This is a genomic window from Candidatus Salinivivens marinus, assembly GCF_965655845.1.
GTDB lineage: Bacteria > Pseudomonadota > Alphaproteobacteria > Rhodobacterales > Rhodobacteraceae > Salinivivens > Salinivivens marinus.
In genome coordinates this window covers 55611-80108 of record NZ_CBFHHX010000011.1, presented here as the reverse complement: position 1 = coordinate 80108, position 24498 = coordinate 55611, and the positions used below count along the sequence as shown (strand labels likewise).

At 40.5% G+C, this 24498-nt stretch carries 26 protein-coding genes and 1 tRNA gene; 18 read left to right on the top strand and 9 right to left on the bottom strand.

What is annotated here, in order from left to right; all coding sequences use genetic code 11:
- From murJ to ACTF5Q_RS10430, 13 genes are all read left to right on the top strand, one after another.
- Positions 1-1290: murein biosynthesis integral membrane protein MurJ (gene murJ / locus ACTF5Q_RS10490; RefSeq protein ID WP_438954561.1), on the top strand; the 1290-nt coding region annotated here is incomplete at its 5' end.
- A gap of 95 nt (positions 1291-1385) precedes the next feature.
- The gene (gene trpS / locus ACTF5Q_RS10485; RefSeq protein WP_438954560.1) at positions 1386-2429 is read left to right on the top strand and encodes a tryptophan--tRNA ligase; all 1044 of its coding nucleotides are present in this window, start codon (positions 1386-1388) and stop codon (positions 2427-2429) included.
- A 99-nt stretch (positions 2430-2528) separates the two neighbouring features.
- Complete coding sequence (locus ACTF5Q_RS10480; RefSeq protein WP_153696402.1) at positions 2529-2984, top strand: universal stress protein; 456 nt, start codon at positions 2529-2531, stop codon at positions 2982-2984.
- Between the two features lie 74 nt (positions 2985-3058).
- On the top strand, positions 3059-3619 hold the full coding sequence (locus tag ACTF5Q_RS10475) for a NifU family protein (RefSeq protein ID WP_438954559.1): 561 nt from the start codon (positions 3059-3061) through the stop codon (positions 3617-3619).
- Positions 3609-4190, top strand: coding sequence for a tRNA (adenosine(37)-N6)-threonylcarbamoyltransferase complex dimerization subunit type 1 TsaB (gene tsaB, locus ACTF5Q_RS10470; RefSeq protein ID WP_438954558.1), 582 nt, complete (start codon positions 3609-3611; stop codon positions 4188-4190). Before ACTF5Q_RS10475 ends, tsaB begins: the two co-directional genes overlap by 11 nt.
- The gene (locus ACTF5Q_RS10465) at positions 4187-4606 is read left to right on the top strand and encodes a GNAT family N-acetyltransferase (RefSeq protein WP_438954557.1); all 420 of its coding nucleotides are present in this window, start codon (positions 4187-4189) and stop codon (positions 4604-4606) included. Before tsaB ends, ACTF5Q_RS10465 begins: the two co-directional genes overlap by 4 nt.
- A 130-nt stretch (positions 4607-4736) precedes the next feature.
- The gene (locus ACTF5Q_RS10460; protein ID WP_438954556.1) at positions 4737-5735 is read left to right on the top strand and encodes a BMP family lipoprotein; all 999 of its coding nucleotides are present in this window, start codon (positions 4737-4739) and stop codon (positions 5733-5735) included.
- Between the two features lie 68 nt (positions 5736-5803).
- The gene (locus tag ACTF5Q_RS10455; RefSeq protein WP_438954555.1) at positions 5804-7345 is read left to right on the top strand and encodes an ABC transporter ATP-binding protein; all 1542 of its coding nucleotides are present in this window, start codon (positions 5804-5806) and stop codon (positions 7343-7345) included.
- A gap of 38 nt (positions 7346-7383) precedes the next feature.
- The gene (locus ACTF5Q_RS10450) at positions 7384-8481 is read left to right on the top strand and encodes an ABC transporter permease (RefSeq protein ID WP_438954554.1); all 1098 of its coding nucleotides are present in this window, start codon (positions 7384-7386) and stop codon (positions 8479-8481) included.
- Positions 8481-9620: an ABC transporter permease gene (locus ACTF5Q_RS10445; protein ID WP_438954563.1), complete on the top strand. Its 1140-nt coding sequence runs from the start codon at positions 8481-8483 to the stop codon at positions 9618-9620. The genes ACTF5Q_RS10450 and ACTF5Q_RS10445 overlap by 1 nt, the downstream gene beginning before the upstream one ends.
- Before the next feature lie 87 nt (positions 9621-9707).
- On the top strand, positions 9708-10628 hold the full coding sequence (locus ACTF5Q_RS10440) for a sulfite exporter TauE/SafE family protein (RefSeq protein WP_438954553.1): 921 nt from the start codon (positions 9708-9710) through the stop codon (positions 10626-10628).
- Positions 10628-11395, top strand: coding sequence for a TIGR02186 family protein (locus ACTF5Q_RS10435; protein WP_438954552.1), 768 nt, complete (start codon positions 10628-10630; stop codon positions 11393-11395). Before ACTF5Q_RS10440 ends, ACTF5Q_RS10435 begins: the two co-directional genes overlap by 1 nt.
- A gap of 62 nt (positions 11396-11457) precedes the next feature.
- Positions 11458-12714, top strand: a complete 1257-nt coding sequence (locus tag ACTF5Q_RS10430) for an aminotransferase class V-fold PLP-dependent enzyme (RefSeq protein ID WP_438954551.1) — start codon at positions 11458-11460, stop codon at positions 12712-12714.
- A 49-nt stretch (positions 12715-12763) separates the two neighbouring features.
- Here the strand turns inward: ACTF5Q_RS10430 and ACTF5Q_RS10425 are convergent, their stop codons facing one another.
- The 5 genes from ACTF5Q_RS10425 to murA form a co-directional block, all read right to left on the bottom strand.
- Complete coding sequence (locus ACTF5Q_RS10425; protein ID WP_438954550.1) at positions 12764-13216, bottom strand: low molecular weight phosphatase family protein; 453 nt, start codon at positions 13214-13216, stop codon at positions 12764-12766.
- 1 nt (position 13217) lies between these two features.
- Entirely contained in the window at positions 13218-13679 is a 462-nt protein-coding gene (locus ACTF5Q_RS10420) for a UPF0262 family protein (RefSeq protein ID WP_153692013.1), read from the bottom strand.
- A gap of 65 nt (positions 13680-13744) precedes the next feature.
- Entirely contained in the window at positions 13745-15046 is a 1302-nt protein-coding gene (gene hisD / locus ACTF5Q_RS10415) for a histidinol dehydrogenase (RefSeq protein ID WP_438954549.1), read from the bottom strand.
- A gap of 49 nt (positions 15047-15095) precedes the next feature.
- On the bottom strand, positions 15096-15584 hold the full coding sequence (locus tag ACTF5Q_RS10410; protein ID WP_438954548.1) for a DUF2948 family protein: 489 nt from the start codon (positions 15582-15584) through the stop codon (positions 15096-15098).
- Positions 15585-16853 (bottom strand): UDP-N-acetylglucosamine 1-carboxyvinyltransferase, encoded by a 1269-nt coding sequence (gene murA / locus ACTF5Q_RS10405; RefSeq protein WP_438954547.1) that lies wholly within the window; start codon positions 16851-16853, stop codon positions 15585-15587. It abuts the gene before it with no gap.
- A 254-nt stretch (positions 16854-17107) separates the two neighbouring features.
- On the opposite strand from murA, the gene ACTF5Q_RS10400 reads away from it, so the two are divergent.
- Positions 17108-17182 (top strand) — tRNA-Thr (locus tag ACTF5Q_RS10400).
- Positions 17183-17234: 52 nt separating this feature from the next.
- Here ACTF5Q_RS10400 and ACTF5Q_RS10395 read toward each other — a convergent pair.
- Positions 17235-18557 carry a hypothetical protein gene (locus ACTF5Q_RS10395; protein ID WP_438954546.1) on the bottom strand — a complete coding sequence of 441 codons (1323 nt, stop codon included), beginning with the start codon at positions 18555-18557 and terminating at the stop codon, positions 17235-17237.
- A gap of 345 nt (positions 18558-18902) precedes the next feature.
- On the opposite strand from ACTF5Q_RS10395, the gene ACTF5Q_RS10390 reads away from it, so the two are divergent.
- The 3 genes from ACTF5Q_RS10390 to ACTF5Q_RS10380 all read left to right on the top strand — a co-directional run bounded on the left by ACTF5Q_RS10390 (position 18903) and on the right by ACTF5Q_RS10380 (position 19947).
- On the top strand, positions 18903-19421 hold the full coding sequence (locus ACTF5Q_RS10390) for a cyclic nucleotide-binding domain-containing protein (RefSeq protein ID WP_438954545.1): 519 nt from the start codon (positions 18903-18905) through the stop codon (positions 19419-19421).
- Positions 19422-19524: 103 nt separating this feature from the next.
- Positions 19525-19710: a hypothetical protein gene (locus ACTF5Q_RS10385; protein WP_438954544.1), complete on the top strand. Its 186-nt coding sequence runs from the start codon at positions 19525-19527 to the stop codon at positions 19708-19710.
- Positions 19711-19824: 114 nt separating this feature from the next.
- Complete coding sequence (locus ACTF5Q_RS10380; RefSeq protein ID WP_438954543.1) at positions 19825-19947, top strand: hypothetical protein; 123 nt, start codon at positions 19825-19827, stop codon at positions 19945-19947.
- A 266-nt stretch (positions 19948-20213) separates the two neighbouring features.
- Here ACTF5Q_RS10380 and ACTF5Q_RS10375 read toward each other — a convergent pair whose 3' ends face one another.
- The 3 genes from ACTF5Q_RS10375 to rpsD all read right to left on the bottom strand — a co-directional run bounded on the left by ACTF5Q_RS10375 (position 20214) and on the right by rpsD (position 22948).
- Entirely contained in the window at positions 20214-21137 is a 924-nt protein-coding gene (locus ACTF5Q_RS10375) for a prephenate/arogenate dehydrogenase family protein (RefSeq protein WP_438954542.1), read from the bottom strand.
- Positions 21134-22219, bottom strand: a complete 1086-nt coding sequence (gene hisC / locus ACTF5Q_RS10370) for a histidinol-phosphate transaminase (protein WP_438954541.1) — start codon at positions 22217-22219, stop codon at positions 21134-21136. Before hisC ends, ACTF5Q_RS10375 begins: the two co-directional genes overlap by 4 nt.
- 108 nt (positions 22220-22327) lie before the next feature.
- Positions 22328-22948, bottom strand: coding sequence for a 30S ribosomal protein S4 (gene rpsD, locus ACTF5Q_RS10365; RefSeq protein WP_438954540.1), 621 nt, complete (start codon positions 22946-22948; stop codon positions 22328-22330).
- Positions 22949-23298: 350 nt separating this feature from the next.
- On the opposite strand from rpsD, the gene ACTF5Q_RS10360 reads away from it, so the two are divergent.
- Positions 23299-24474 carry an acetyl-CoA C-acetyltransferase gene (locus ACTF5Q_RS10360; protein WP_438954539.1) on the top strand — a complete coding sequence of 392 codons (1176 nt, stop codon included), beginning with the start codon at positions 23299-23301 and terminating at the stop codon, positions 24472-24474.
- Positions 24475-24498 lie beyond the last annotated feature (24 nt).

Sequence of the window (24498 nt, the reverse complement as noted above, 5' to 3'; positions counted from 1 at the left end):
AAGGAGTTTGCTAACAATGTTTTTGCAAACTTACTAACTTTACTTTTAATACTTACATCAATTGCCATGGTTTTTATGCCGGGTCTGGTATTTTTAACAGCAGCAGGTTTTGCCTCTGATCACAGGTTCGATTTAACAGTCGATTTTGGAAGAATTATGTTTCCCTATATACTGTTAATCTCCTTAGCAGCTTTATTTTCCGGAATTTTGAATACAACTGGACGCTTTGCTATAGCAGCTGCTGCACCAGTCATTTTAAATATAACTATAGTATTTGCCCTTCTTACCGCGCGGGCAACCGAACATAACATAATGGTATGGTTGGTGTGGTCCATACCCATTGCCGGCATAATTCAATTAAGTTTGCTTTGGCTGGCTACATACAAAACAGGAATTAAAATTACCTTCTCCGTTCCTAAATGGAACAAAGACATAGGCAACCTTGTAAAACTAGCGATACCTGCTGCGTTAGCTGGTGGCGTGCTCCAGATCAATTTGTTGGTTGGGCAGCTCGTTGCTAGTCAAGAAACCGGTGCAATAAGTTTTTTATACTTTGCGGATAGGTTGTATCAACTGCCTCTTGGAATAGCCGGAATAGCAGTTGGAACAGTTCTATTACCAAAACTCTCTCGTCATTTAAAAACAGGCGATAGTAATCAAGCACAAATCACATATTCTAAAAGTGCTGAAATGGTATGGTTTGTGGCCCTACCCTCCAGCTTTGCTTTGTGTTTAATCCCCTTGCCTCTTGTTTCAGCTCTTTTTGAACATGGAGAAACATCAAGGCAGGATGCACTTGCTATATCATACGCCACTGCCATTTACGGTCTTGGACTTCCGGCCTTTATGATACAAAAACTTTTGCAACCATTATACTTTGCACGAGAAGACACAAAAACTCCGCTGCGATTTGCGGTCATTTCAATGTTATTAAATGCAATTCTTGCAATTGCACTTCTCAAAGTTATGGGTTGGATAGCAGTTGCAGTAGCTGCGAGCGCATCAGCTTGGGTTACATCTATTCTATTATGGATCAGCGCTAAAAAATTTGGGCGTGCAGCAAGTGCGTTGAAAACTTCCACCAACCGCATCAAGCGTACTTTTTTTGCAAGCTTGGTGATGGGTATAATTCTATGGGCTACCAGTCAAAACATGTACATTGCGATGCAGACATCAGCTGAAAGGGTATTTTTTGCAATCGGACTAGTTTTTGCGGGTTCGACAATTTACCTAGTCATCGTTTACATGCTGAAGGCTTTCCCGAAAAATTCAGAAAAGGCCTTAAATTAGGTAACTGAATTGGTATGACCATTCAGAAGGCTTCTTGACGTGTTGCAACTACAGGATTACTGCATCTTTATGATAATTTGTCAGGGGCATTGCTTATGATAGACCAAGATAAAAAGTCGTCATTCAAAACTTTTGAAAAACGAGTGTTTTCAGGTGTTCAGCCTACAGGAGGTCTCACATTAGGAAACTATCTTGGTGCCGTTAAACGCTTTGTGGAAATGCAGAGCAAAGAGTACGAAACTATATACTGTGTTGTCGATCAACATGCGATAACAGCATGGCAAAACCCAATAGAATTAAAGCAAAATACTAGACAAATTGCAGCTTTTTTTATAGCCGCAGGCATAGATCCTAATTCGTCTATCCTTTTCAATCAATCAGCCGTAGCCGAGCATGCCCAATTAGCTTGGGTTTTTAATTGCGTGGCCAGGATGGGTTGGATGCAGCGAATGACGCAATTTAAAGATAAGGCCGGGAAAAATGCTCAAAATGCTGCCCTTGGTTTATTTGCATATCCTGCCCTGATGGCTGCAGACATTTTGCTATACCATGCGACGCATGTTCCCGTAGGAGACGATCAAAAACAACATCTTGAATTGACTAGAGATATAGCGATTAAATTTAACCATGATTATGATATCGATTTTTTCCCTGTGACTGAACCTGTCATTGGAGGAACAGCCTCAAGAGTAATGAGCTTGCGAGATGGAACAAAAAAAATGTCAAAATCAGACCCATCCGATTTAAGTAGGATCAATATGGGTGATGATGCGGATACAATATTTCTTAAATTCAAAAAAGCTAAGACAGATGCAGAGGCGTTACCATCAGAAATAGATGGTTTGAAAAATAGACCTGAAGCAGAAAACCTCGTAACAATCTACTCAGCACTTAGCGAACAATCAATGGATAGAACACTGCAGGAAGTTGGTGGCAAACAATTTTCTGAGTTTAAACCAATTTTAGCAGAGTGCGCAGTAGAAATTTTGTCTCCAATTTCACGAGAAATGACTAGACTAATGCAAAATGCAGATGAAATAGACACTATACTCGCCTCAGGTGCTAAAAGAGCTCGTGAAATCGCAGGTCCAATTTTGGACAAAACTTACGATATAGTCGGTATGCTCAAACCGAAGTAAGTCTTCTAAAAGAAGTTTTTTAAATTACTCGGATGGTTCACTACGCGAATGATTGCAAACGCAAGTTTCATAGTGCATGCTAAAGCAATGGAGGACTAGATGCGCAAATTTTTAGTAGTTCTAGATGACAGCAAAGAATGCCTCAACGCAATGCGATTTGCAGCAATGCGCGCTGCGAAAACTGGGGGCGGCGTGGAAGTACTCTCTATAATTCCGCCAGAAGAATTTAATCACTGGATTGGGGTCGGTGATTTAATGCGCGCAGAAGCCAAAGAAAGAATAGAAGTTCATTTTGAAGTATTTGCCAAATGGATGCGAGATAGACAGGGAGTCAACCCAAGTTTAGTGATAAGAGAGGGCGAGGTTGTCCCCGAAATTTTAGCACAAATATCCGAAGACCCTGAAATAGGTATTCTAGTACTCGGCGCCAGTACTGATAAAAAAGGGCCCGGACCGATAGTCACTCAATTAAGCAAAAACGCAGGGTCTTTACCAATCCCTATTACCGTTGTCCCGGGAGACCTGTCTAAAGAAAGACTCGAGGCGATTACTTAATTTAGAATCATTCTAAATACTTGACATTTCGCTGACTAATTGGCATATAAAAGTCAGTACAAAGGAATATCGTAATGTTTATCCAGACGGAATCAACACCGAACCCAGCCACATTGAAGTTCCTCCCCGGCCAAACGGTTATGGAACAAGGTACGGCTGACTTTACAAATGTGGACAGCGCCAAGTCATCTCCACTAGCGAAACGTCTATTTACTCTAGATGGAGTGACGGGCGTTTTTTTAGGAAATGACTTTGTGACAGTAACTAAGCAAGAAAGCACTGACTGGGAACACGTTAAACCAAGTATCCTTGGTGCAATAATGGACCATTTCCAATCTGGTGCCCCAATTATTGATGGGGAACAATCTGAAAATGTACATGCTGAACACTCAGGTGAAGACACTGAAATAGTTGGTCAAATAAAGGAACTATTGGATAGTCGGGTACGTCCTGCAGTTGCACAAGATGGAGGAGATATTACTTTTCACGGATTCGAGCGTGGAGTCGTATATCTGCAAATGCAAGGTGCGTGCGCAGGTTGTCCTTCTTCAACAATGACCCTTAAGATGGGGATCGAGAACCTTTTAAGGCACTATATCCCAGAGGTTACTGAGGTCAGACCGGTTGGGTTATAGATCCAATTGTTTACTTGCAATCGATACGTCGGCCGCCCATTGCGCGGCCGCAATTTTTCTCAATGGCGAAATTTTTTCATCTGTGCGAGAAATGAAAAAAGGACAAGCTGAAAAACTATTTGAGGTTGTCGAAGAGACCTTCAAGGCAGCAAATATAGAAAAATCACAAATCGATTTAATACTTGTTGGGATTGGTCCAGGAAACTTCACTGGAATTCGAATAGGACTGGCCGCTGCAAAGGGTCTTGCATTATCCTTGAAAATAAAAATCGCAGGCGTAAATAGCTTTCAGGCATCTCTCTACGGACAAACCACACGCAAGATAGCCAAAATAAATGCTCCGCAAAATTCCTATTACCTTGGGGCTATTAATGGGGATTTTGAACCCAGACTAGTAGAAGACAATCATACTCTGAATGAATTTGCAAACCGACCTGGAGGCAAAGAATTTATAGAAAATATGGCCAAGTTTGGTGCAGATATAAAATACAGCCTATCTCAGCCAGCTCCACTTTACATAAAAACACCAGATGCTCATACTCGTACTCAAAAAATTTCAATTATAAAATGACACCTGAAAAAATGTCGAAACTGCACTCCACATCGGAGGCTAACCACCGAATATGGCATGCTCACGAATTTTCAGAGTTATTATCTTTGCCAGGAGTTATTACAGAGTTCCATGCACACGGCTTTGCTCTTGCTCGGGTTGTAGATACCGAGGCCGAACTTTTACTGATAGTTACAGAGAATATTAAACAAAACACCGGATTAGCAACAAGCTGCTTGCTGAACATTGAAAAAAAGTTAATCCAACAAGGCGCAAAAAAATTGACTTTGGAAGTTAGCGAATCAAACTCAGCTGCGATTACAGTTTACACAAAATTAAATTATAAAGAGATCACTATACGAAAATCGTATTCGCGTGACAAGAATGGAAAATTTGAAACTGCATTAGTCATGCAAAAAGATCTACGTCCAAATTAATCTAATATTTACAATTTTAGGTCTAACAAATGAGATTATTTGGTTGACCATCAGCGAGAATCTTGTCCTTATTAAGATATGATGTTGGCTAAATTTAACGGGCCACCTTACAATTAATCGGGAGATATATATGAATATCGTTACAAAATTGTTGTCAACCGCAGTTGGTTTGACCATGAGTGCAGGCCTTGCATTAGCGGAACCTGCTATTATTTTTGATCTTGGGGGTAAATTTGATAAATCATTTAATGAGTCTGCTTTCACGGGAGCTCAGCGATGGGCAGATGAAACCGGTGGGTCATTCAGAGAAATAGAGCTTCAAAATGAAGCCCAACGAGAACAAGCGCTTCGCAGATTTGCAGAAGCTGGCGCTAACCCTATTGTAATGGCTGGGTTTGCATTTGCTGACTCCTTAGGAAAGGTTGCACCAGATTATCCTGACACAAAGTTCGCTGTGATTGACGTAAATTGGCTAAGCCTACCAAACGTAAGAGGCATCGGCTTCAATGAGCATGAAGGATCCTACCTAGTTGGTATGCTGGCAGCTCAAGCGTCAAAGACAGGCACGGTTGGTTTTGTTGGGGGCATGGATATACCTCTTATAAGGCGTTTTGGATGTGGCTATGCTCAAGGCGTTAAAGCAGTTAATCCAAACGCAACAATTATAGCGAACATGACCGGCACAACTCCTGCGGCATGGAATGATCCAGTTAAGGGCTCTGAGCTTACCAAAGCTCAAATTAGCCAAGGGGCCGATGTGGTGTATGCAGCAGCAGGAGGAACTGGTGTAGGTGTTCTTCAAACAGCAGCCGATGAGGGGATTTTATCTATCGGCGTAGATGCGAACCAAAACTATCTGCACCCAGGCCAGGTCCTAACGTCAATGCTCAAGCGCGTAGACAATGCTGTTTATGAGGCGTTCTCAGCCGGGGAAAATTTGGAGACTGGTAATTTTCAGATGGGTATAGCAAATGGTGGAGTTGGTTATGCACTTGATGAACATAATGCTTCTCTGGTATCTTCTGAAATGAAAGCTGCTGTTGACACTGCAGCATCTTCAATCGCCAATGGATCAATGTCAGTACATAACTATACTGATGACGAAACCTGCCCAGCAGTTTCATTTTAATTAGTCATTAGTCGAAGAAAAAAAACCGCACTTATTCAGTGCGGTTTTTATATTATATTGAGAAATAAATGACGATAAAACCAGCAATCGAACTTAGAGGGATTTCTAAATCCTTTGGGCCGGTTGAAGCCAATAAAGATATAACCATCCGTGTGATGCCTGGAACAATTCACGGCATTATTGGAGAAAATGGCGCTGGCAAGTCAACTTTGATGTCTATCTTGTATGGGTTCTACAGGGCTGATTCCGGAGAAATTTTTGTAGATGGCAAAAAAATTTCGATACCAGATAGTCAAGCCGCTATCGGTGTAGGGATTGGAATGGTTTTTCAACATTTTAAACTTGTTGAGAATTTTACAGTTCTAGAAAATATCGTCCTAGGTGCAGAAAGTGGAGCCCTACTGTCACCATCCTTAAATAAAGCAAGAGCAGAACTTGCTGCCTTAGCGTCAGAGTATGAATTAAATGTCGATCCTGATTCAATTATTGAAGATATCGGCGTGGGAATGCAACAAAGGATTGAAATACTTAAAGCACTATATCGCAAAGCAAATATTTTAATTTTAGATGAACCCACCGGGGTTTTGACGCCAGCCGAGGCGGATCAACTCTTCAGGATACTCAAAAGACTTCGTGAGGAAGGAAAAACCATTATTTTAATTACTCATAAACTTCGTGAGATTATGGATATCACTGATACCGTGAGTGTAATGCGCCAAGGTGAAATGACCGCGACATTGGAAACTAATGAGACTAGTCCAGAAAATTTAGCGGAGCTAATGGTAGGCCGAAAAGTTTTACTTCGTGTTGATAAAACCCCAGCCAAGCCCAAAAACCCCGTGCTGGAAATTGAAGACCTAAATATGTTTGATGATTTTGGTGTTCAGAGGTTAAAGAACGTCAATCTCTCTGTTAGAGCCGGTGAAATTCTAGGAATTGCTGGTGTTGCAGGCAATGGTCAATCGGAACTGCTAGAGGTGCTAGGCGGTTACCAGAAGGCGGATGGGACTGTAAAGGTTAAAGGATCAGAAATTGACTTGACGACGAGTGTAAATGGAGATGGTCAAGCAAGACGAGCCCAAGGAATTGCGCATGTTCCCGAGGACAGACAACGCGAAGGTCTGATAATGGACTTCATGGCATGGGAAAATTCGGTTTTTGGTTATCATCGGGAGAAATCCAATCAAGCAAATAGATTTTTTATGGATAATAATGCCATTCGAAGGGAAACAGAGGGTAAAATGCATCGGTTTGACGTCCGACCCCCTAACCCAAAATTAACAGCCAAAAATTTTTCAGGAGGAAATCAACAGAAAATAGTATTGGCGCGCGAGATAGAACGAGATCCTGACTTACTACTGGTAGGACAACCAACAAGAGGAGTTGATATTGGGGCTATTGAGTTTATACACCAACAAATTGTTGCCCTTCGAGACCGAGGAAAAGCAATTTTGTTAATATCGGTTGAATTGGATGAAATTCTATCTTTATCTGATAAAATTGCCGTCATGTTTGATGGTAAAATTATGGGAGAAAGACTCCCATCTGAAACAAATGAAAAGGAACTTGGATTGCTCATGGCCGGTGTCGCGGAACAAGTGGCACAATGACCAGAAAAAAACAGCCTAATTTATAATGGAGCGCATGAATGGATGTAATGCCAAAATGGGTTGATATTATTGTTGTCCCATTATTCTCTTTATTTTTAGCAGCTGCTTTATCAGCATTGCTCATACTAGCTATTGGTGAAAGCCCAATAGCAGCACTAAACCTAATGATAGAGGGTACACTATTTCGGTCAGCAGGTTGGGGCTACATGCTATATTACACGACAAATTTTATTTTTACCGGTCTGGCAGTATCAGTAGCATTTCATGCTGCTCTTTTTAATATCGGGGGCGAGGGACAAGCCATGATAGGAGGCTTAGGAGTAGCCCTAGTTTGTTTATTTATTCCATGGCCACACTGGACATTAGCAATCGTCGGGGCTTCAATTGGTGCCGCTCTTTTTGGAATGATTTGGGCTGGCCTGCCTGCTTACCTTCAAGCCAAAAGAGGAAGTCATATCGTTATTACCACGATTATGTTTAATTTTATCGCTGCTGGGGTGCTTAATTTTTTCCTAGTAGATGTTTTGAAACCTGCAGGCAGTATGGATCCGGCATCAGCAAATTTTCCAGCTAGTACTCACCTCCCTACCTTTCAAGATATTGCAGGTATAATTGGCTTTGAAAAGGCGTTCAGGTCGGCACCGGCTAACGTTAGTTTTTTCATTGCACTTTTTGCCTGTCTCGCAACTTGGTATCTGATTTGGCGCACCCCGTTAGGCTACGAAATACGAGCTTTGGGAAAGTCTGGACCTGCTGCTCGCTACGCAGGCGTCAGGCCAGTAAAAATTATAATGATAGCTATGATGATCTCAGGGGCACTCTGTGGAATGATGGCGATAAATACCACGCAAGGAGAAAGTGAACGGCTAATCTTGAACTTTACCGAAGGAGCAGGCTTCATTGGCATTGCAGTTGCGCTCATGGGGCGTAGTCACCCAGTAGGAGTTTTATTAGCCGCTTTGTTGTTTGGTTTTCTCTACCAGGGCGGTGCAGAACTGGCGCTATGGACTAAAATTCCACGTGAGTTGATAGTAGTTATTCAAGCATTAGTAATATTATTCACAGGGGCGCTAAGTTTAATGGTAAGGGCTCCTTTGGAAAGATTTTTTATTTCGATACAAAGGGCTAGAGTATGATTGATTTTTTAACTCTGCTCCAAGTATTGGATAGCTCACTACGCTTGGCAACGCCGCTATTATTAGTTTGCCTCGCTGGACTATTTTCAGAGCGAGCTGGAATTTTTGATATTGGTCTGGAGGGCAAGCTTCTCGCTGCCGCATTCGTATCCGCTGCCTTTGCTGCAATTACCGGATCAGTTTGGATGGGTCTATTGGCCGGCATATTCGCATCAATCCTATTGTCGCTTCTTCATGGCTTAGCCTCAATAACACTTCGCGGTGATCAAATTATCTCGGGGGTTGCTATAAATTTTCTGGCAGCTGGCCTGACGGTAGTCGCCGCACAGGATTTATTTGGGCAAGGAGGTAGAACACCTCCACTCAAATCTGGTGGGCGTTTCGAGCCTTTGAGTTTTCCTTGGGCCAGTTCATCGAAAGAAATGAGCGAAGCAGGTCCGCTTATGCAACTTTATTCTGAACTTTTATCCGGACACTCTCTTTTAGTTTACGTTGCACTTTTAACAGTTCCTCTTTCTTGGTTTGTTTTATACAAAACGAGATTCGGACTGCGTTTGCGAGCGGTGGGAGAAAATCCAGCAGCAGTCGACACGGCAGGTATTTCTGTTGTTGGGCTGCGCTACGCTGCAGTTGTTATTGGCGGCATTTTATGTGGTATTGCAGGAGCCTATATCGCAACTTCCCTTCAGGCAAATTTTACAAAAGACATGTCTGCAGGACGCGGTTTTATAGCTTTAGCGGCTCTAATTTTTGCAAAATGGCGTCCTTGGTACGCTCTTGCAGCATGTTTACTCTTTGGCTTCTTCTTCGCAGTCGACAATCGATTTCAAAATATACTACTACCAGCCTGGAGCCTTAGTTGTATCTTGGGTGTAATCTCAATTGCACTGCTAAGTTACGTTTGGAGAAAAGATTATTTAGACAAAGTGGTTCTTGGAGGATTGGCTCTGGGAGTTGCAGTAATTGCATTTATGGTGGTTAATTCAGTTTGGACCACCGGTATAACTAGCCAAGTGAAAATCCCCGTTGTTTTCATACAATCACTCCCTTACGTTTTAACCGTAGTCGTTTTGGCAGGTTTTGTGGGTCGCGCAATACCACCAAAAGCAGGCGGGCAACCATACGTTAAAGAACGTTAGAGCCAATATAACAACACCTTTATATCCAGTTTAATCTTGGCCGCTCTCACTATTGATTTATGTACAATCATTAAGCTAAGTGGAACAATGCAAATCTACTTACCGATAGCCGAAGTTTCAGTTAACGCCTTTTTACTCCTTGGTCTTGGTGGATTTGTGGGTATTCTTTCCGGAATGTTTGGTGTTGGTGGAGGTTTTTTAATGACACCTCTTCTTTTCTTTATCGGCATTCCGCCAGCCGTAGCCGTGGCGACTGAAGCGAACCAAATAGTGGCGTCATCTTTTTCCGGGGCGCTAGCACACCTTCGCAGAAGAACTGTGGACTTAAAAATGGGGACCGTTCTATTGAGCGGCGGGCTGATAGGAGCAGCGATTGGTTTATATATTTTCAATTATTTAAAATCTGTCGGACAAGTCGATCTACTAGTAAAACTTTGCTACGTAATATTTCTTGGTATTATAGGCAGTCTTATGTTTATAGAGAGCTTAAACGCAATAAGACGGGCTAGATCTAACGTAAATGTGATTAGCAGAACTAATCGCCACAAGGGACTTGTCCATACTTTGCCGCTTAAAATGCGCTTCAAAACATCTGGATTGTATATTTCTGCAATTCCTCCGTTTGCGGTAGGGATATTCGTAGGAATACTATCAGCAATAATGGGTGTTGGAGGCGGCTTTATAATGGTGCCAGCAATGATCTATATTTTGGGGATGCCTACAAAAGTTGTGGTCGGAACTTCATTATTTCAAATCATTTTTGTCACAGGTTTTGCAACACTTTTACATGCTACAACAAATTATACAGTCGACATCGCTTTAGCAGTTCTACTTTTAATTGGCGGCGTAATAGGTGCTCAAATTGGAACTCAAATTGGAGCCAAGATGAGAGCTGAACAACTTAGAATTTTACTCTCGGTTCTTGTATTACTGGTTTGCCTAAAATTAGCTGCTGATTTATTAATTCAACCATCTGAACTTTTCTCCCTTGGGAAAATAGGGAATTAATGATGCGTATTCTGGCTTTCATAATAATGCTCCTTATGTTTTCCAAAAATCTCGTCGCAAATGAACAAATAGTACTTGGACTTAGTCAGGATGAAGTTGCAATTACAGCTAATTTTGATGGTTCTAAGATCCTTTTATTTGGAGCGATACAACGAGACGCTCCTCAACCAGATGGCAAAATGGGTGTAATAATTACTATAGCAGGGCCATCGCAACCAATTGCCGTTAGAAAGAAAGAAAAGCGGTTTGGAATATGGGTAAACAATCAAACAGTGGAAGTTGATGCTGCTCCTAGCTTCTACGCAGTTGCGACTAGCGCACCTTTTACTGAAATAGTATCAGATGTAGAAGATCTGCGAAATAAAATTTCTGTAGAACGCGCAATTAGGTCGGTTGGGGCCCCAATGCATATTCAAGACTCTCAAAGCTTTACGGAAGCAGTGATCAGAATAAGAAAGGATCAAAAACTTTACCAGTCACTCGAAAATGAAATAGTTGTTGACCAGAGTACATTGTTTCGAACTTCTGTCGATATGCCCGCGAATTTAACAGAAGGTGACTATTTTACGCGTATCTTTCTTACCCGTGATGGAAAAATTGTGAGTCAATTTGACACAATAATTGATGTAAAAAAGGTTGGTCTTGAAAGATTTTTATTTAACTTATCACGTGAAAATCCACTCATTTATGGATTATTATCCCTTGCAATAGCTATTATCGCAGGATGGGTGGCATCTAGTTTTTTTAGATATATAAGACATACTTAAATGACTCACATACTTATAAAATATAACAGAAATTTAATCACACGGTTTTTCTGAGGGAAAATATGCCGTTTATAGATCACTCTTTAGTTTCAGAAATCAGGGAAAGGTTTTGTAATGTTGATAAATGTCCTATCTCTGGCGAAAGAATCTTTTTTGAAAACGCTGGTGGCGCTCTAACTTTGAGATCAGCGTTGGAAACTTCCACAAAATTTGCGGCAATTCCCGACAATCAGGGCCGTGATAATTTAGCTAGTCATACTTTAAATAATACGATTAAAAATGCAAAAAGTGACCTTCGTATCTTATTTAATGCTCAAACTGGTGGGTTTTTCATGGGAGAGAGCGGAACAGAATTATTATTTAGATTAATCAGAAATGCAGTAACGGCCTCGCCGCCTGGTGGATCAATTGTTGGAACCTCATTAGAACACCCCGCTTCCCGAAGCGCTGCAAAGAAATGGTCTGAGGAGATGAAATATACCTATGTAAGCGTGCCACACAATATCGAAAAGGGAATAGTCGAGGCAAAAAACTATGCAGATAAAATTTCTGATACAACTAGGGTTGTAACAATCGTGCACGCCTCACCAGTTACTGGTATGGGCACGAAAATAAGTGAAATATCAAGAATAGTGCGCAAAAAAGCTCCGTCAGCATTCATAATAGTTGACGGGATACAACATGCTGCGCATGGAGGAATTGATATTGAAAGTTATGACATCGATGGCTATGTTATCTCACCCTATAAAATGTTTTCACGACATGGTTTTGGTATCGCGTGGGTATCGGACAGACTGAGAAATTCACCTCACGAAAAGTTAGATGATGGACCGTCTGACAACTGGGAGCTTGGCACTAGAGATACAGGAGCCTATGCAACCATGTCGGACGTAAAAGAGTATATGTGTTGGCTAGGTAAAGAATTCACAACTGAAGAAGATAGTCGCGCCCAAATCGAGGCCGCAGGTGCAGCGATTCAAGATTATGAAAAGAAAATGACCAATGCCATTCTTTATGGAGTTGATAACCTAAAAGGTCTGACGGATTTTGAAGAAGTTGAGATCATTGGCGGTGCGAATAACCCCTCAAGGGAAGGGTTGGTCAGTTTCAGAATTAAAAAATGCCCTTCTGAAGAAATTGTTACTTATCTAAATCAGCAAGGTATCCGAACACATACGCGGAAATGTGACCATTATTCAGGTAATATACTCGCCCCACTTGGCTGGGATGATTGCGTTAGAGTATCTATTTGCCATTATAATACACAAAACGAAGTAAAAAAGTTTTTATCTTCTATGGCGGCGTTTGCTGATAAGTAATTTGAAATAAAACAATTTTATTGACACTATCATTCGTCTTTAATTAGACTCAGGACGGTATTCCCCACAATTTGGAAAATTGTCCAATTATTTGATCTCTGCTCTGGCGGTAAGCATTCAACTTCATCTCACGAGTTTCTCCGATACCCGTTGGATCCATTATTGGCCAGTACTCAACTTTCATATGAAAAAAACGTGTTAAGTCTAGTGCGCGTCTTTGACTTGCAGGAGACAAAGCAACCACTACGTCAAACGACGAAAGATCATCTCCCAAAGCAGCCATTTCATCGAAACTTCTAGATTTGTGGCGGGACAATTCTACCTGAATTTCATCACAAACAGAAATTGCAAAGCCATCAATTTCCAAATCATTATAGACCCCAACTGATTGCACATAGGTACCTAAGCCATAGAACTTTTTCATAATACCTTCAGCCATCGGCGATCTAACTGCATTATGATCACAACAAAAAAGTATTGATTGTGGTAATTCCGTAACCATATCAAATGCCAAAATGAAGGATACAAATGAGGGTAAATAAGCGACGTGATGTGTCAGTATCTACAATAACTTTTCCATCCAAACGCTCTAGTAAAATACGTGCACCTTCATCGTGGATACCGCGCCTAGCCATGTCAATTGTTTCAATTTGCCCAGGCGGCAAATTTTTTACTGCATCATAATAACTCTCACAAATGGCCCAGTAATCTTTCACAACCTGTCGAAAAGGAGAGAGCGACAAATGAAACTCTGCAGCAGGGTTCCCGTCTTCTTTGGATACCCCAAAAACCAATCGCTTTTCTTTTATAGACAGAACTAAGTGATAGGGGCCCGAATGTGTTGGCACCTCAAATTTATTTTCCTCAAGCAAATCATATAGGGCAACTCGCCGCTCTTTCTCGATTTCAGCAGTAGGAGGCGGACTGTGTTTATCATTTAATTCTATATGTGAGATATAACTCATTAAATTTCTCTATAAATATCTTTAGTCATATAATTTCTTACCTAATAATATTTTACCAACCGGCATCATTCAGTAAGTTTTTTTAATCTAGAAGAGACTGAAAGACCGTGTGCCTCTAGGCCTTCTGAGCTAGCCAAGGTTTCTATATGAGGCCCTATAATTTTCAACGCATCAGGAGAGACAAACGTAGTTGTTGTTCGTTTTAAAAAATCCATCACTGATAATCCACTACTAAACCTTGCGGAACGAGCAGTTGGAAGAACATGATTGGAACCCCCAATATAATCACCAACAGCTTCAGGCGTCCAATGGCCCATAAAGACAGAGCCAGCATTAGTGATTTTTTCAATCAGACCTTTTGGATTTGAAACACAGAGCTCTAAATGCTCTGGAGCAAGTTTATTTGAAAGTTTCGCTGCTTGATCCAGGGAAGGGACAGTAATTATAACTCCAAAATTTTTCCAACTTGGGCCAGCTATGTTTCGGCGTTCCAGACTTTTTAAGATTTTTTCAATCTCTGTTGCAACTAACTGTCCAAAATTCTGATTTGTAGTAATCAATATAGATTGCGCACTTTTATCATGTTCAGCTTGACTAAGTAAATCCAAGGCAATCCACTCTGGATCATTATTCTCATCAGCAATTACCAAAACTTCCGAGGGACCAGCAATCATATCTATTCCGACTTTACCAAAAACTTGTCGCTTAGCGGCAGCCACGTAAGAATTACCTGGTCCGGTAATTTTATCCACAGGTGAAATGCTTGGGGTTCCATAAGCTAGCGCTGCGATAGCTTGCGCACCTCCAATTCTGTATATTTCATCTATACCAGAAACTTTTGCAGCATAAAGAACTGCCGGATTAATTTTCCCATGCGGCGTTGGAACAACCATTGCAACACGTTTTACACCAGCTACTTTGGCTGGTATTGCATTCATAAGCACTGAAGATGGATAACTTGCCAATCCACCAGGAACATAAATACCTACAGCGTCAAGAGCCGTCCATCTCCATCCAAGTTCAACTCCAATATCATCAATCCAAATTACATTCTCAGGTTTTTGTTTTTCATGGAATACTTTTATTCTACTGGCGGCTAAGTCTAAGGCTTTACGCTCATTGCTTTTTACTTCAGCTGAAAGCTCGTTTATTTCTTTTTTTGAAAAGCTTAACTCTTCTTTTGTTAATTTAATTTTATCAAACCGATCAGTTAATTGTATTAGAGCTTCGTCCCCCTGTCTTTTAACATCTGCTAAAATATCAGAAACTACTCTGTTAACATCCCGATTGGCGTCACGCTCAGAATTTAAAATCTCATCAAAATGCTGATCGAATTGGGGATCATCAAAATTGAGGAAAACCGGCATCACTTTTGCTCCTAAGGAATGTTCTGATTAATGAGTAATCTAAAATTTCTCAACTGTCGTCAATAATTGGATGAAACGGTATATTTTCAGAGTGGGCTTTGTAAGGGCGGGTGACATCTTTGATAGACAATTCAATAGCATCTAATTCAAATCTGATAGCACCAAAATTAGAAAGTAGTAATGTCAAAAACATATTTTTTTTTGTCTTTTTTAAGTCTAAGTTAAGTAAATTCAGTGGTGTACTACTGTCAGAACGATCGATACCTTGTGATGAAATATTTAGCACATTATCAATTATCAGAAGGCTCTTTACCCTTTCTGGGGCGCTGTTTTTATCAATATATTCTGATTTATTTTCCCAACGAAACCTATTTACTAATACAGCCACTTGCCTTTTCTTCTTTAACCAAGCCAAATCGCTAATACAAAAAATACCATCCTGAAGAATTGTCGAAATTACGTCCACATCCTCCGGAGTAAATGCTCCTAAATAAAGTGCACTATCAACCCCTTCCGAAAAACTTGCGTCCTGAGACATTTACCGAACCCGCTCTATTTTAGCTCCAACGTTTTCGAGTTTTTCGACAAGCTTTTCATAACCTCTGTCAAGATGATATACTCTGCTGACTTTAGTTTTACCCTGTGCGGTCAAACCCGCTAGTATAAGCGAGACCGATGCTCTGAGGTCTGTAGCCATAACCTGAGCACCCTTTAACTTTGGAACTCCCTTAACTCTTGCAATTCCACCTTGAACATCAATTTGAGCACCCATTCGAATTAGCTCTGGAGCATGCATAAACCTATTTTCAAATATTGTCTCTTCAAGCGTAGATACTCCACTAGCTGTGCACATCAATGCCATCATTTGCGCCTGTAAATCAGTAGGAAAACCCGGGTAAACTGCAGTTGTTACATCGACAGCGTTAATTGTATCAAGCTTCCGCTTAACCTTAAGACCATTTGCGGTCTCCGAAATTTCAACACCTGCCTCCGTTAATTTTTTACAGAATGCCTCTAAAAGCTCCATCTGCCCTCCGACAAGCTCTACTTCACCCCCAGCTATTACTGGAGCGAGCATGTATGTACCGAGTTCAATGCGGTCCATCACAACTGAGTGTGTTGCGCCATGCAACTTTTCTACACCTTTGATGGTTACCGTTTTTGTCCCTTCTCCAGAAATATTAGCGCCCATTGACTTAAGACACTTAACTAAGTCTACAATTTCGGGCTCCATTGCTGCATTTTTAAGTTGAGACCTACCTTTGGCAAGACAAGCTGCCATTATAAAATTTTCTGTAGCGCCCACTGATGCAAATTTTAGTTTATGCGTACCACCAACTAGCCGTCCTTTATTTGGCGTCTTTGCATGCAAGTAACCATCCTTTAATTCAATTTCTGCACCAAGCGCTCGCAAAGCTGCAATATGCAGATCCATTGGCCGTGCACCAATGGCGCATCCACCCGGCAATGAAACTATAGCTTCACCAGCCCTTGCGAGCAAAGGCCCCAGTACGAGATTCGAAGCACGCATTTTCCTAACAATATCGTAATCAGCTCTAGTGGTTTTGAGGGCATGACTTGAGAGCGCTAGGACCAATCCTTCATTTAGGGTTTCCACCTCTACACCCAGGGATTGAAGTAATAGCGACATTGTTCCAATATCAGACAAACGAGGCGCATTTATCAGTGTAAGCGGCTCATCACTGAGCAGAGTTGCAGGCATCAAAGTTAAACATGCATTTTTTGCACCAGCTATGGGTATCTTACCATTAAGTGGACCGCTTTCTTCTACTATTATGGAATCCATATAGCTTAGTCCTCTAATTTGAAATCAATGTTTTTAGTATTGGGTGAATTCGATGTTCGCGCGGTAGCTTGTGCTTTTCGTTTTGCCATATTTGACTTTAAAGCAATCTTTAATCGCTCTTCACGAGTCTTAATAACTTTTTTTCTTGGAATAGTATTTTTATCCATATCTAGTAGTTACATTATGATAACATGATGGTCTAGATAAGTCTTGCTTAAGGCATTATTTGCGGCTAAATCGCAACGTAAAGTAAAGCTGCTGTAGCTCAGTGGTAGAGCGCACCCTTGGTAAGGGTGAGGTCGGGAGTTCAATCCTCCCCAGCAGCACCACCTTCCACGATCGTGCATTTATAAGTTCGAGCGGAGAATATATTCATCATAGCTAGTCGCCCACAATAGGTACCCAAAAATTCAAATCGCAGTTGACTGAATTTTCAGACTTTTCAATATGCAAATTCCCCGACATTTGTTTTATAATTTTCTCTGCGAAATATATATTTCTATCTTCGCTACTATTACTCTTATTCGTATCTTTTCTGGTAAAGTTGTCTGAAAAATTTTCATGCTGAATGTTACTTAAAGACCCACAAGCATTTATATAAATTTGTTGTTTACCAATTGCCCTTCGACCTAATTGTATATCAAAATTTAATTTTTCAATTAAATGATTTTCTAAAAAATATTCTACCACATGATGAGCCATGAGTTTGCATAAATTGGATGGGAAAAGATACTTAGTTTTTATACCAGATGTATCTTGCTGCGTTACATCCAAATAAGGCCTTGAGGACATATTATGCAATTCAAAGTAATAATTTAAATCCTCAGAAAACTCGGCTAAACTGATAGAAAGGGCTTCGTGGCGAATTTGATCCCCACAATTCGCATGATCTTCAATAATGCGTCTAATTTCATTTATTTCATGCATACAACGCTCTGGTGGCATATTGTCTTTTTTTTCTTTAGCCAACTCCATACTTTCATAAAGCCTTTTGAGAAAAGAACTTACGGTAACAGTGAAATACTCTAAACGCTCTTTTTCTGCGTTAACATCTTCAATGGCTTCCGCAACTTGCAGGTATGATGTTTTATTTTTATCAATTAAAAAAGAATTTAGGTTTGTTTGCTCTTCATGCAATTGCACATAATTACCAACAATTTTTTTTATCGCAAAAATAAGAACTAGGTAGATGCTTAGATTCAAGAGTTGATAAACGATACCAAACTCGTAACTTAATCCAAATAGTATAGTTTCTCGGGTTAGTGAGTGCGTAACCAGAAAAATTGTAATACTGACTAAAGCAATTAATTTGATTGAATGTTGAAAAGACATAAGGCCGACCGCCAATAAAAAAAAAGTCGAGCCCACTACCGTACTTTCATTTCTTACGCTGACGGCCACAAATAACAAAAACATTATTGCAACCAATGTATTTAAACGATGCCTATCAATAAGTTTTAAGTTTACTGATAATATGACAAAAATTATCCAAATAAGTGATAAAACCAATTGATGACTTGGTAAGAAATCTAGATATAGATTTCGGTAAAAGGATATTAGAAGAGCAGGAAAGGATAGAATTGCTAACACTCTCACAGCTTTTTTTATAGCTACATCAACTGTTTCTTCCAGACTTATAACTTCATCGGTCATGTGTAATAAGCACCATAATAAAAACCCTTGATAAACAAATAATATTTGCATACTATTGCATACTATTGTTTATTTTTTAATCATTTTGGAACTATTTTTCTTAAACTGTTTTGATTAATTTGACAAAACCTTTTTTTCAAACTAGCGCTGAGGGAATGTATGGTCCTAGGTTTAAATTAAGTCACTTATTAGCTGCTATAATCTGCATTTCAATTATAGTTTCGGAAGGTTTGGCAATCATTTAGTATGACGAGCATCGTAATTAGCTAGCTTGTTTATACTAGCTACCTATCAACCATAAATTTTAAAACGATAATTCCTATAACTAAGTTTTTGGATCTTGTTTTAATGACTTCAAAGCATTGACCAAGCTTTTTATTTAAAGCAATGTGAGTTATGGAGAGAACTGATGATGTTGGCGTGTGGTCGGCCAATGAAACTGTTTATAGTGCGGGAAGCCTACCAGAGTTTAATTATCTGGTGATTGAGGGCAGCGTACAAATAACAGCCCCAAATGGTTATTATTTAGGCGATGTGGGTCAGGGCGAGTTATTTGGAGAAGCCTCATTTATTCTCGGTACAAAACGATCCACGACTGTGATCGCAGGCTCTGACGGACTGAAAGCAAAATTAATTCCACCCAGGCATATACTTCAAAAACTTGAAAAAGACGTTTTTTTAAACGCACTCGTTAGAAAATTGGAAAAACGTTTAGACTCTTCAAATTCTGAAACAGTGGACCGATCCGTCAAAATAAAAAAAGCAGTTGACCAGCTCAATAACCTATCATCCGAAATTGGTAAATTTGGTGAGAATATTAAAAAAGATCATCCAGATGCAGAAAAATTAATGTCTAAGCTTTCAAATATAGCGTCAAGTATAGAAAAAATAAAAGACAACCTAAAGTTGTCCTGAAGTTTTCAAAATTTAGTACACTAATAAAAAAAGTTGCTTTTCTACTAACATGTTGCATACTGCTATAGCTGATTGGGCAGCTTTTAAATTATATGAGGCTATTATGGCATTTTATAATCCTGCTGCTAAAGAAGCTATTCTTTACTATGCAAAAGTTATGGCTGGGTCCTGGGGCTATAAACCTATTGTTTATGCTAAACGAATGGGTTGGCTGGATGGGGAAGAGAAGGTCACCTTTGAAGGTCAAAAACTTGCAAAATGGATTTTTGAGAGTGAAACTGAGTTTTAACAAGTGGCTTATTTTTTGAAGCTGTTAAAATTGACTTGAGTTTTATCTGATAATTATTTCAATCAATTGCCTAGATGGGTTTTTACGCTATTTTCCTTTGCAGGGAGGCTAATCATGAACACAAAGTTTGAAGATCCATTTAATGGCTGGGGTAAAAAAGCGGCAGCTTTTAGCATTGCCTTTGCATTTATTTTACCTAACTATTTTTTTATGACCAAAGTTTTAAATTGGTTTTAGTTCAATATGTTTGATCCCGAAAAACTAAATGAATACAAGATAAGAATTTTACTGTCATTATTGATAATTTTGTTAGTAATATTTGCAATTTTCTATCGGGGTATAAGTGGGATTGCTAGCATAGAAGTTATTTTTTTAGGCTTATTGTTCTCTATTGTCAGTTTACTTCACGCAAGTTGGGCGATTTTAAAGATTAAAAAATTGCAGTAAACGGTTAACTGAGATCAGATCTAATTAAACATTGTTTACTTATGCTTGGTAACCAATTATTTTTTATCGATTAAGGACCTACCAAAATCTGGAGCTTCTGTGTCTTGGCCAGCCTCTAGGATACCTCGACGTATGCCCCTAGTCCGTGAGAAATATTCAAACAACATATCTCCATTCTCAGTCCTTATTGCGCGTTGCAATGAAAAAAGTTCTTCGGTAAATCGTCCCAATATTTCAAGGGTTGCATCCTTGTTTGAGAGGAAAACATCCCTCCACATAGTAGGATCACTAGACGCAATTCGAGTGAAATCCCTAAATCCAGCAGCAGAATAGTTTATTACCTCTTTATCTGTTACTCTACTCAAGTCATCAGCGACACCAACCATTGTGTAAGCAATTAAGTGTGGAGCATGGCTTGTAACCGCTAATACTAAATCGTGATGATCAGCATCCATATGATCGACCAATGCCCCCATACCAGTCCACAGGCTTGTTAGCTGCTCTACTGCCGATGGCGCACTGGAAGATGTTGGAACTAAAATACACCATCGGTTATCAAACAAAGTTGAAAAACCACTCTCAGGCCCCGAATGCTCTGTACCAGCAAGAGGATGAGCCGGTACGAAATGCACGTTAGCCGGAACCAAAGGTTCGACCGCGTCTATAACTGCCTTTTTTACCGAGCCAACATCAGAGAGAGTTGAGCCTGCTTTTAAAAAAGGTGCAATTTGCGCAACGACCTCACTCATAACGCCAACGGGAATACATAGCACTACTAAGTCTGCATTGTTTACCGTTTCTTCAAGATTATCAGAGACATGATCACAAAGGCCAATCCTCTTTGCTGTCTCCCTCGTTTTTTTTGATTTAGCATATCCTACAACTGCATTTGCAAGATTTCCTCTTCTAATGGACCAAAACATCGACGAAGCGATCAAACCAAGCCCGATAAGAGCCACACGATTATAAACTACAGTCATTTTATACTCTCCAAAAAACTTCTAACTGAGCTATGGATGCGCTTACAGGCAGCTTCATCTCCGATGGTAATTCTCAAACAATTAGGTAAATTGTAGTTGGTTACCTGTCGAACAAGTAGCCCATCTGCATAAAGAAATTTATAACATGCTGCCGCTGCTGCTGCTCCTTCGAACCGCGCCAGTATAAAATTAGCATCTGATTTATCAGACTCTACACCGAGGTTTGACAATGCGTTTGATAACCATTCACGCAATCGAGAGTTTTCGTTTCTACATTTGTCCACATAATCTAAGTCACTTAAAGCAGAATTTGCTGCAGCAAGTGCGATTGTTGATAAATTAAATGGGCCACGGATGCGATTAAGAATATCAATGACATGCTTTGAACCATACCCCCAACCAATTCTCAATCCACCAAGCCCATACATTTTAGAAAATGTTCTGGTCATAAAGACATTTTCTCTATCTTGAACTAAGCTCGCACCTCCATCAAAATTTGAAACATATTCCGCGTAGGCACCGTCTAGCACTAGTAAACAGTTTTCTGGTATACCATCTGCTAATCGCTGAACCTCAGTCGCGTCAATCATTGTGCCGGTGGGATTATTAGGATTAGCTATAAAGATTAATTTAGTTTTATTACTGCAGGCACCTAAAATAGCATCAACATCCGTATGGCGATTATTTTCTTGAACTACAACGGGTTGAGCGCCTGCTGCCAATGCTGATATTCTGTACATGGCAAAGCCGTGCTCCGTATGAATAACTTCATCTCCTGGCCCAGCAAAAGCTTGACACAAAAATGAAATTATTTCATCACTACCAACCCCACAGATAATATTTTCATCACTAAGCCCAAATCGCGCAGCAATTGATTGACGTAACTCTAAATGGTTAGTTGAAGGATAAAGATGTGCCCCAGCAGCATGCCGTGTAATTGCATCTATGGATTTCTTACTTGGACCGTAAGGGTTTTCGTTTGAACTAAGCTTTATAACGTTCTGCTGCGCAGGTCGTGGCGAAGAGCCCGCCTGATATAAAGCGATATCCAAAATTCCTTTTTTTGGTTCAATTTTTAACATAGACTATCTCCAGGTATATAATTACATCGAACCAGACATTTTGACCACTACAAACAAAAATGCCGCAACGGAGAACCGTTACGGCAACACTCCTTGATATCGACCAGATTAGTTCTGAGCGTAATATTCAATAACTAGATTAGGTTCCATAATTACCGGATACGGCACATCAGACAAGCCAGGGGTTCGTACGAACCTCGCGGTCATTTTAGAATGGTCCACTTCCAAATATTCTGGCACATCTCTCTCCGGCAATTGGGTAGCTTCCAAAACTACAGCAATTTGTTTTGACTTATCTCTCACTTCAACAACATCGCCCTCTTTTACCCTGTAAGATGGAATGTTAACACGCTTCCCATTAACTAAAATATGCCCATGATTCACAAACTGGCGAGCTGCAAAAACCGTTGCAACAAATTTTGCCCTGTAGACAACTGCGTCAAGCCTGCGTTCTAAAAGGCCGATTAGGTTCTCACCCGTATCTCCTTTTACTCTTTCTGCATCTCCAAAAACCCTACGGAATTGCTTCTCAGTAAGATCTCCATAATAGCCTTTCAATTTTTGCTTTGCCCTGAGCTGTAGACCAAAATCAGACAACTTCGCCTTTCGGCGTTGTCCATGCTGACCGGGTCCATATTCTCTTCTGTTTACAGGGGACTTAGGACGACCCCAAATATTCTCGCCCATTCTCCTATCAATCTTATGCTTGGCAGCAGTTCTTTTAGTCATCTGCTGATCTCCTTCCTTGGTTAGCGCAATTACGCGGTTTCGAAGGGCGTTGTCCTCTTGCTTTACACACGACAGGATTTCCTTTGCAGGAACCACCAACACCAATAATTCAATGGCGGCTTATACAATGTTTGATTATGGTGTCAACGCGTTAGACATAATTGTTTGGCATTTCAAAAATTAAATTAAGACTATGTCTAAAAATTTGAGATGAAAATTTCATAAAGTTCTATCATTTCAAAAAAAAACAGCATTTTGTAATATTATTACTCTTGCCGCGATGCAGCAAAGTCGCTAAACAATTTCTGGATTCGCAATTAACTGATCAAAATCGTATAGGAAAATAAAGTATGACAAATGTCGTTATAGCATCAGCAGCTCGCACTGCTGTCGGAAGTTTTAGTGGGTCGTTTGGCAATACACCTGCTCACGACCTGGGTACAACTGTGCTAGAAGCTTTGGTCTCTAGAGCTCAGGTAGACAAATCAGAGGTTTCGGAAACGATTATGGGGCAAGTTTTAACTGCGGGTCAGGGTCAAAATCCTGCTCGACAAGCCCACGTCAACGCTGGATTACCTGTGGAGTCGGCCGCTTGGGGCATTAATCAAGTATGTGGTTCGGGCTTAAGAGCTGTAGCACTAGCTGCTCAACATGTTCAACTGGGAGACGCATCCATTGTTTGCGCGGGGGGTCAAGAAAACATGAGCCTGAGTCCCCATGTTGCCCACCTTCGCTCAGGATACAAAATGGGCGATGTTAAGTACATTGATAGTATGATCAAGGATGGTCTCTGGGATGCTTTCAACGGCTATCATATGGGACAAACGGCAGAAAATGTTGCGGAGAAGTGGCAAATCTCGCGGGATATGCAAGATGAGTTCGCTTTATCATCTCAGAATAAGGCAGAAGCCGCACAAATCGCTGGCAAATTTGAAGATGAGATTGTGCCATTCACGGTAAGCACACGTAAAGGTGATATCACAGTAGATAAAGACGAGTATATCAGACATGGTGCTACAATTGAAAATATGCAGAAGCTACGGCCTGCATTCGCTAAGGACGGCAGTGTTACTGCAGCGAATGCTTCTGGTATAAACGATGGTGCAGCCGGTGCGTTAATAATGTCGGCCGAAGAAGCCAATAAGAGAGGTATTGAACCTCTAGCTAGAATTGCTTCCTACGCAACGGCAGGACTAGACCCAAAGATTATGGGAGTAGGGCCAATCTATGCAAGCAGGAAGGCTCTCGAGAAGGCCGGATGGTCAGTTAGTGACCTTGACCTAGTTGAAGCGAATGAAGCTTTTGCCGCTCAGGCGTGTGCCGTAAATAAAGATATGGGATGGGATCCTAGCATAGTTAACGTTAACGGAGGGGCGATAGCTATAGGGCACCCTATCGGAGCATCAGGAGCTCGCATTTTAAATACTTTGCTGTTTGAAATGAAACGTCGGTCAGCAAAAAAGGGGCTGGCAACATTATGTATTGGCGGTGGCATGGGTGTAGCAATGTGCCTAGAGCGAGATTAATGTTTCGAAACTAAATTATTAATA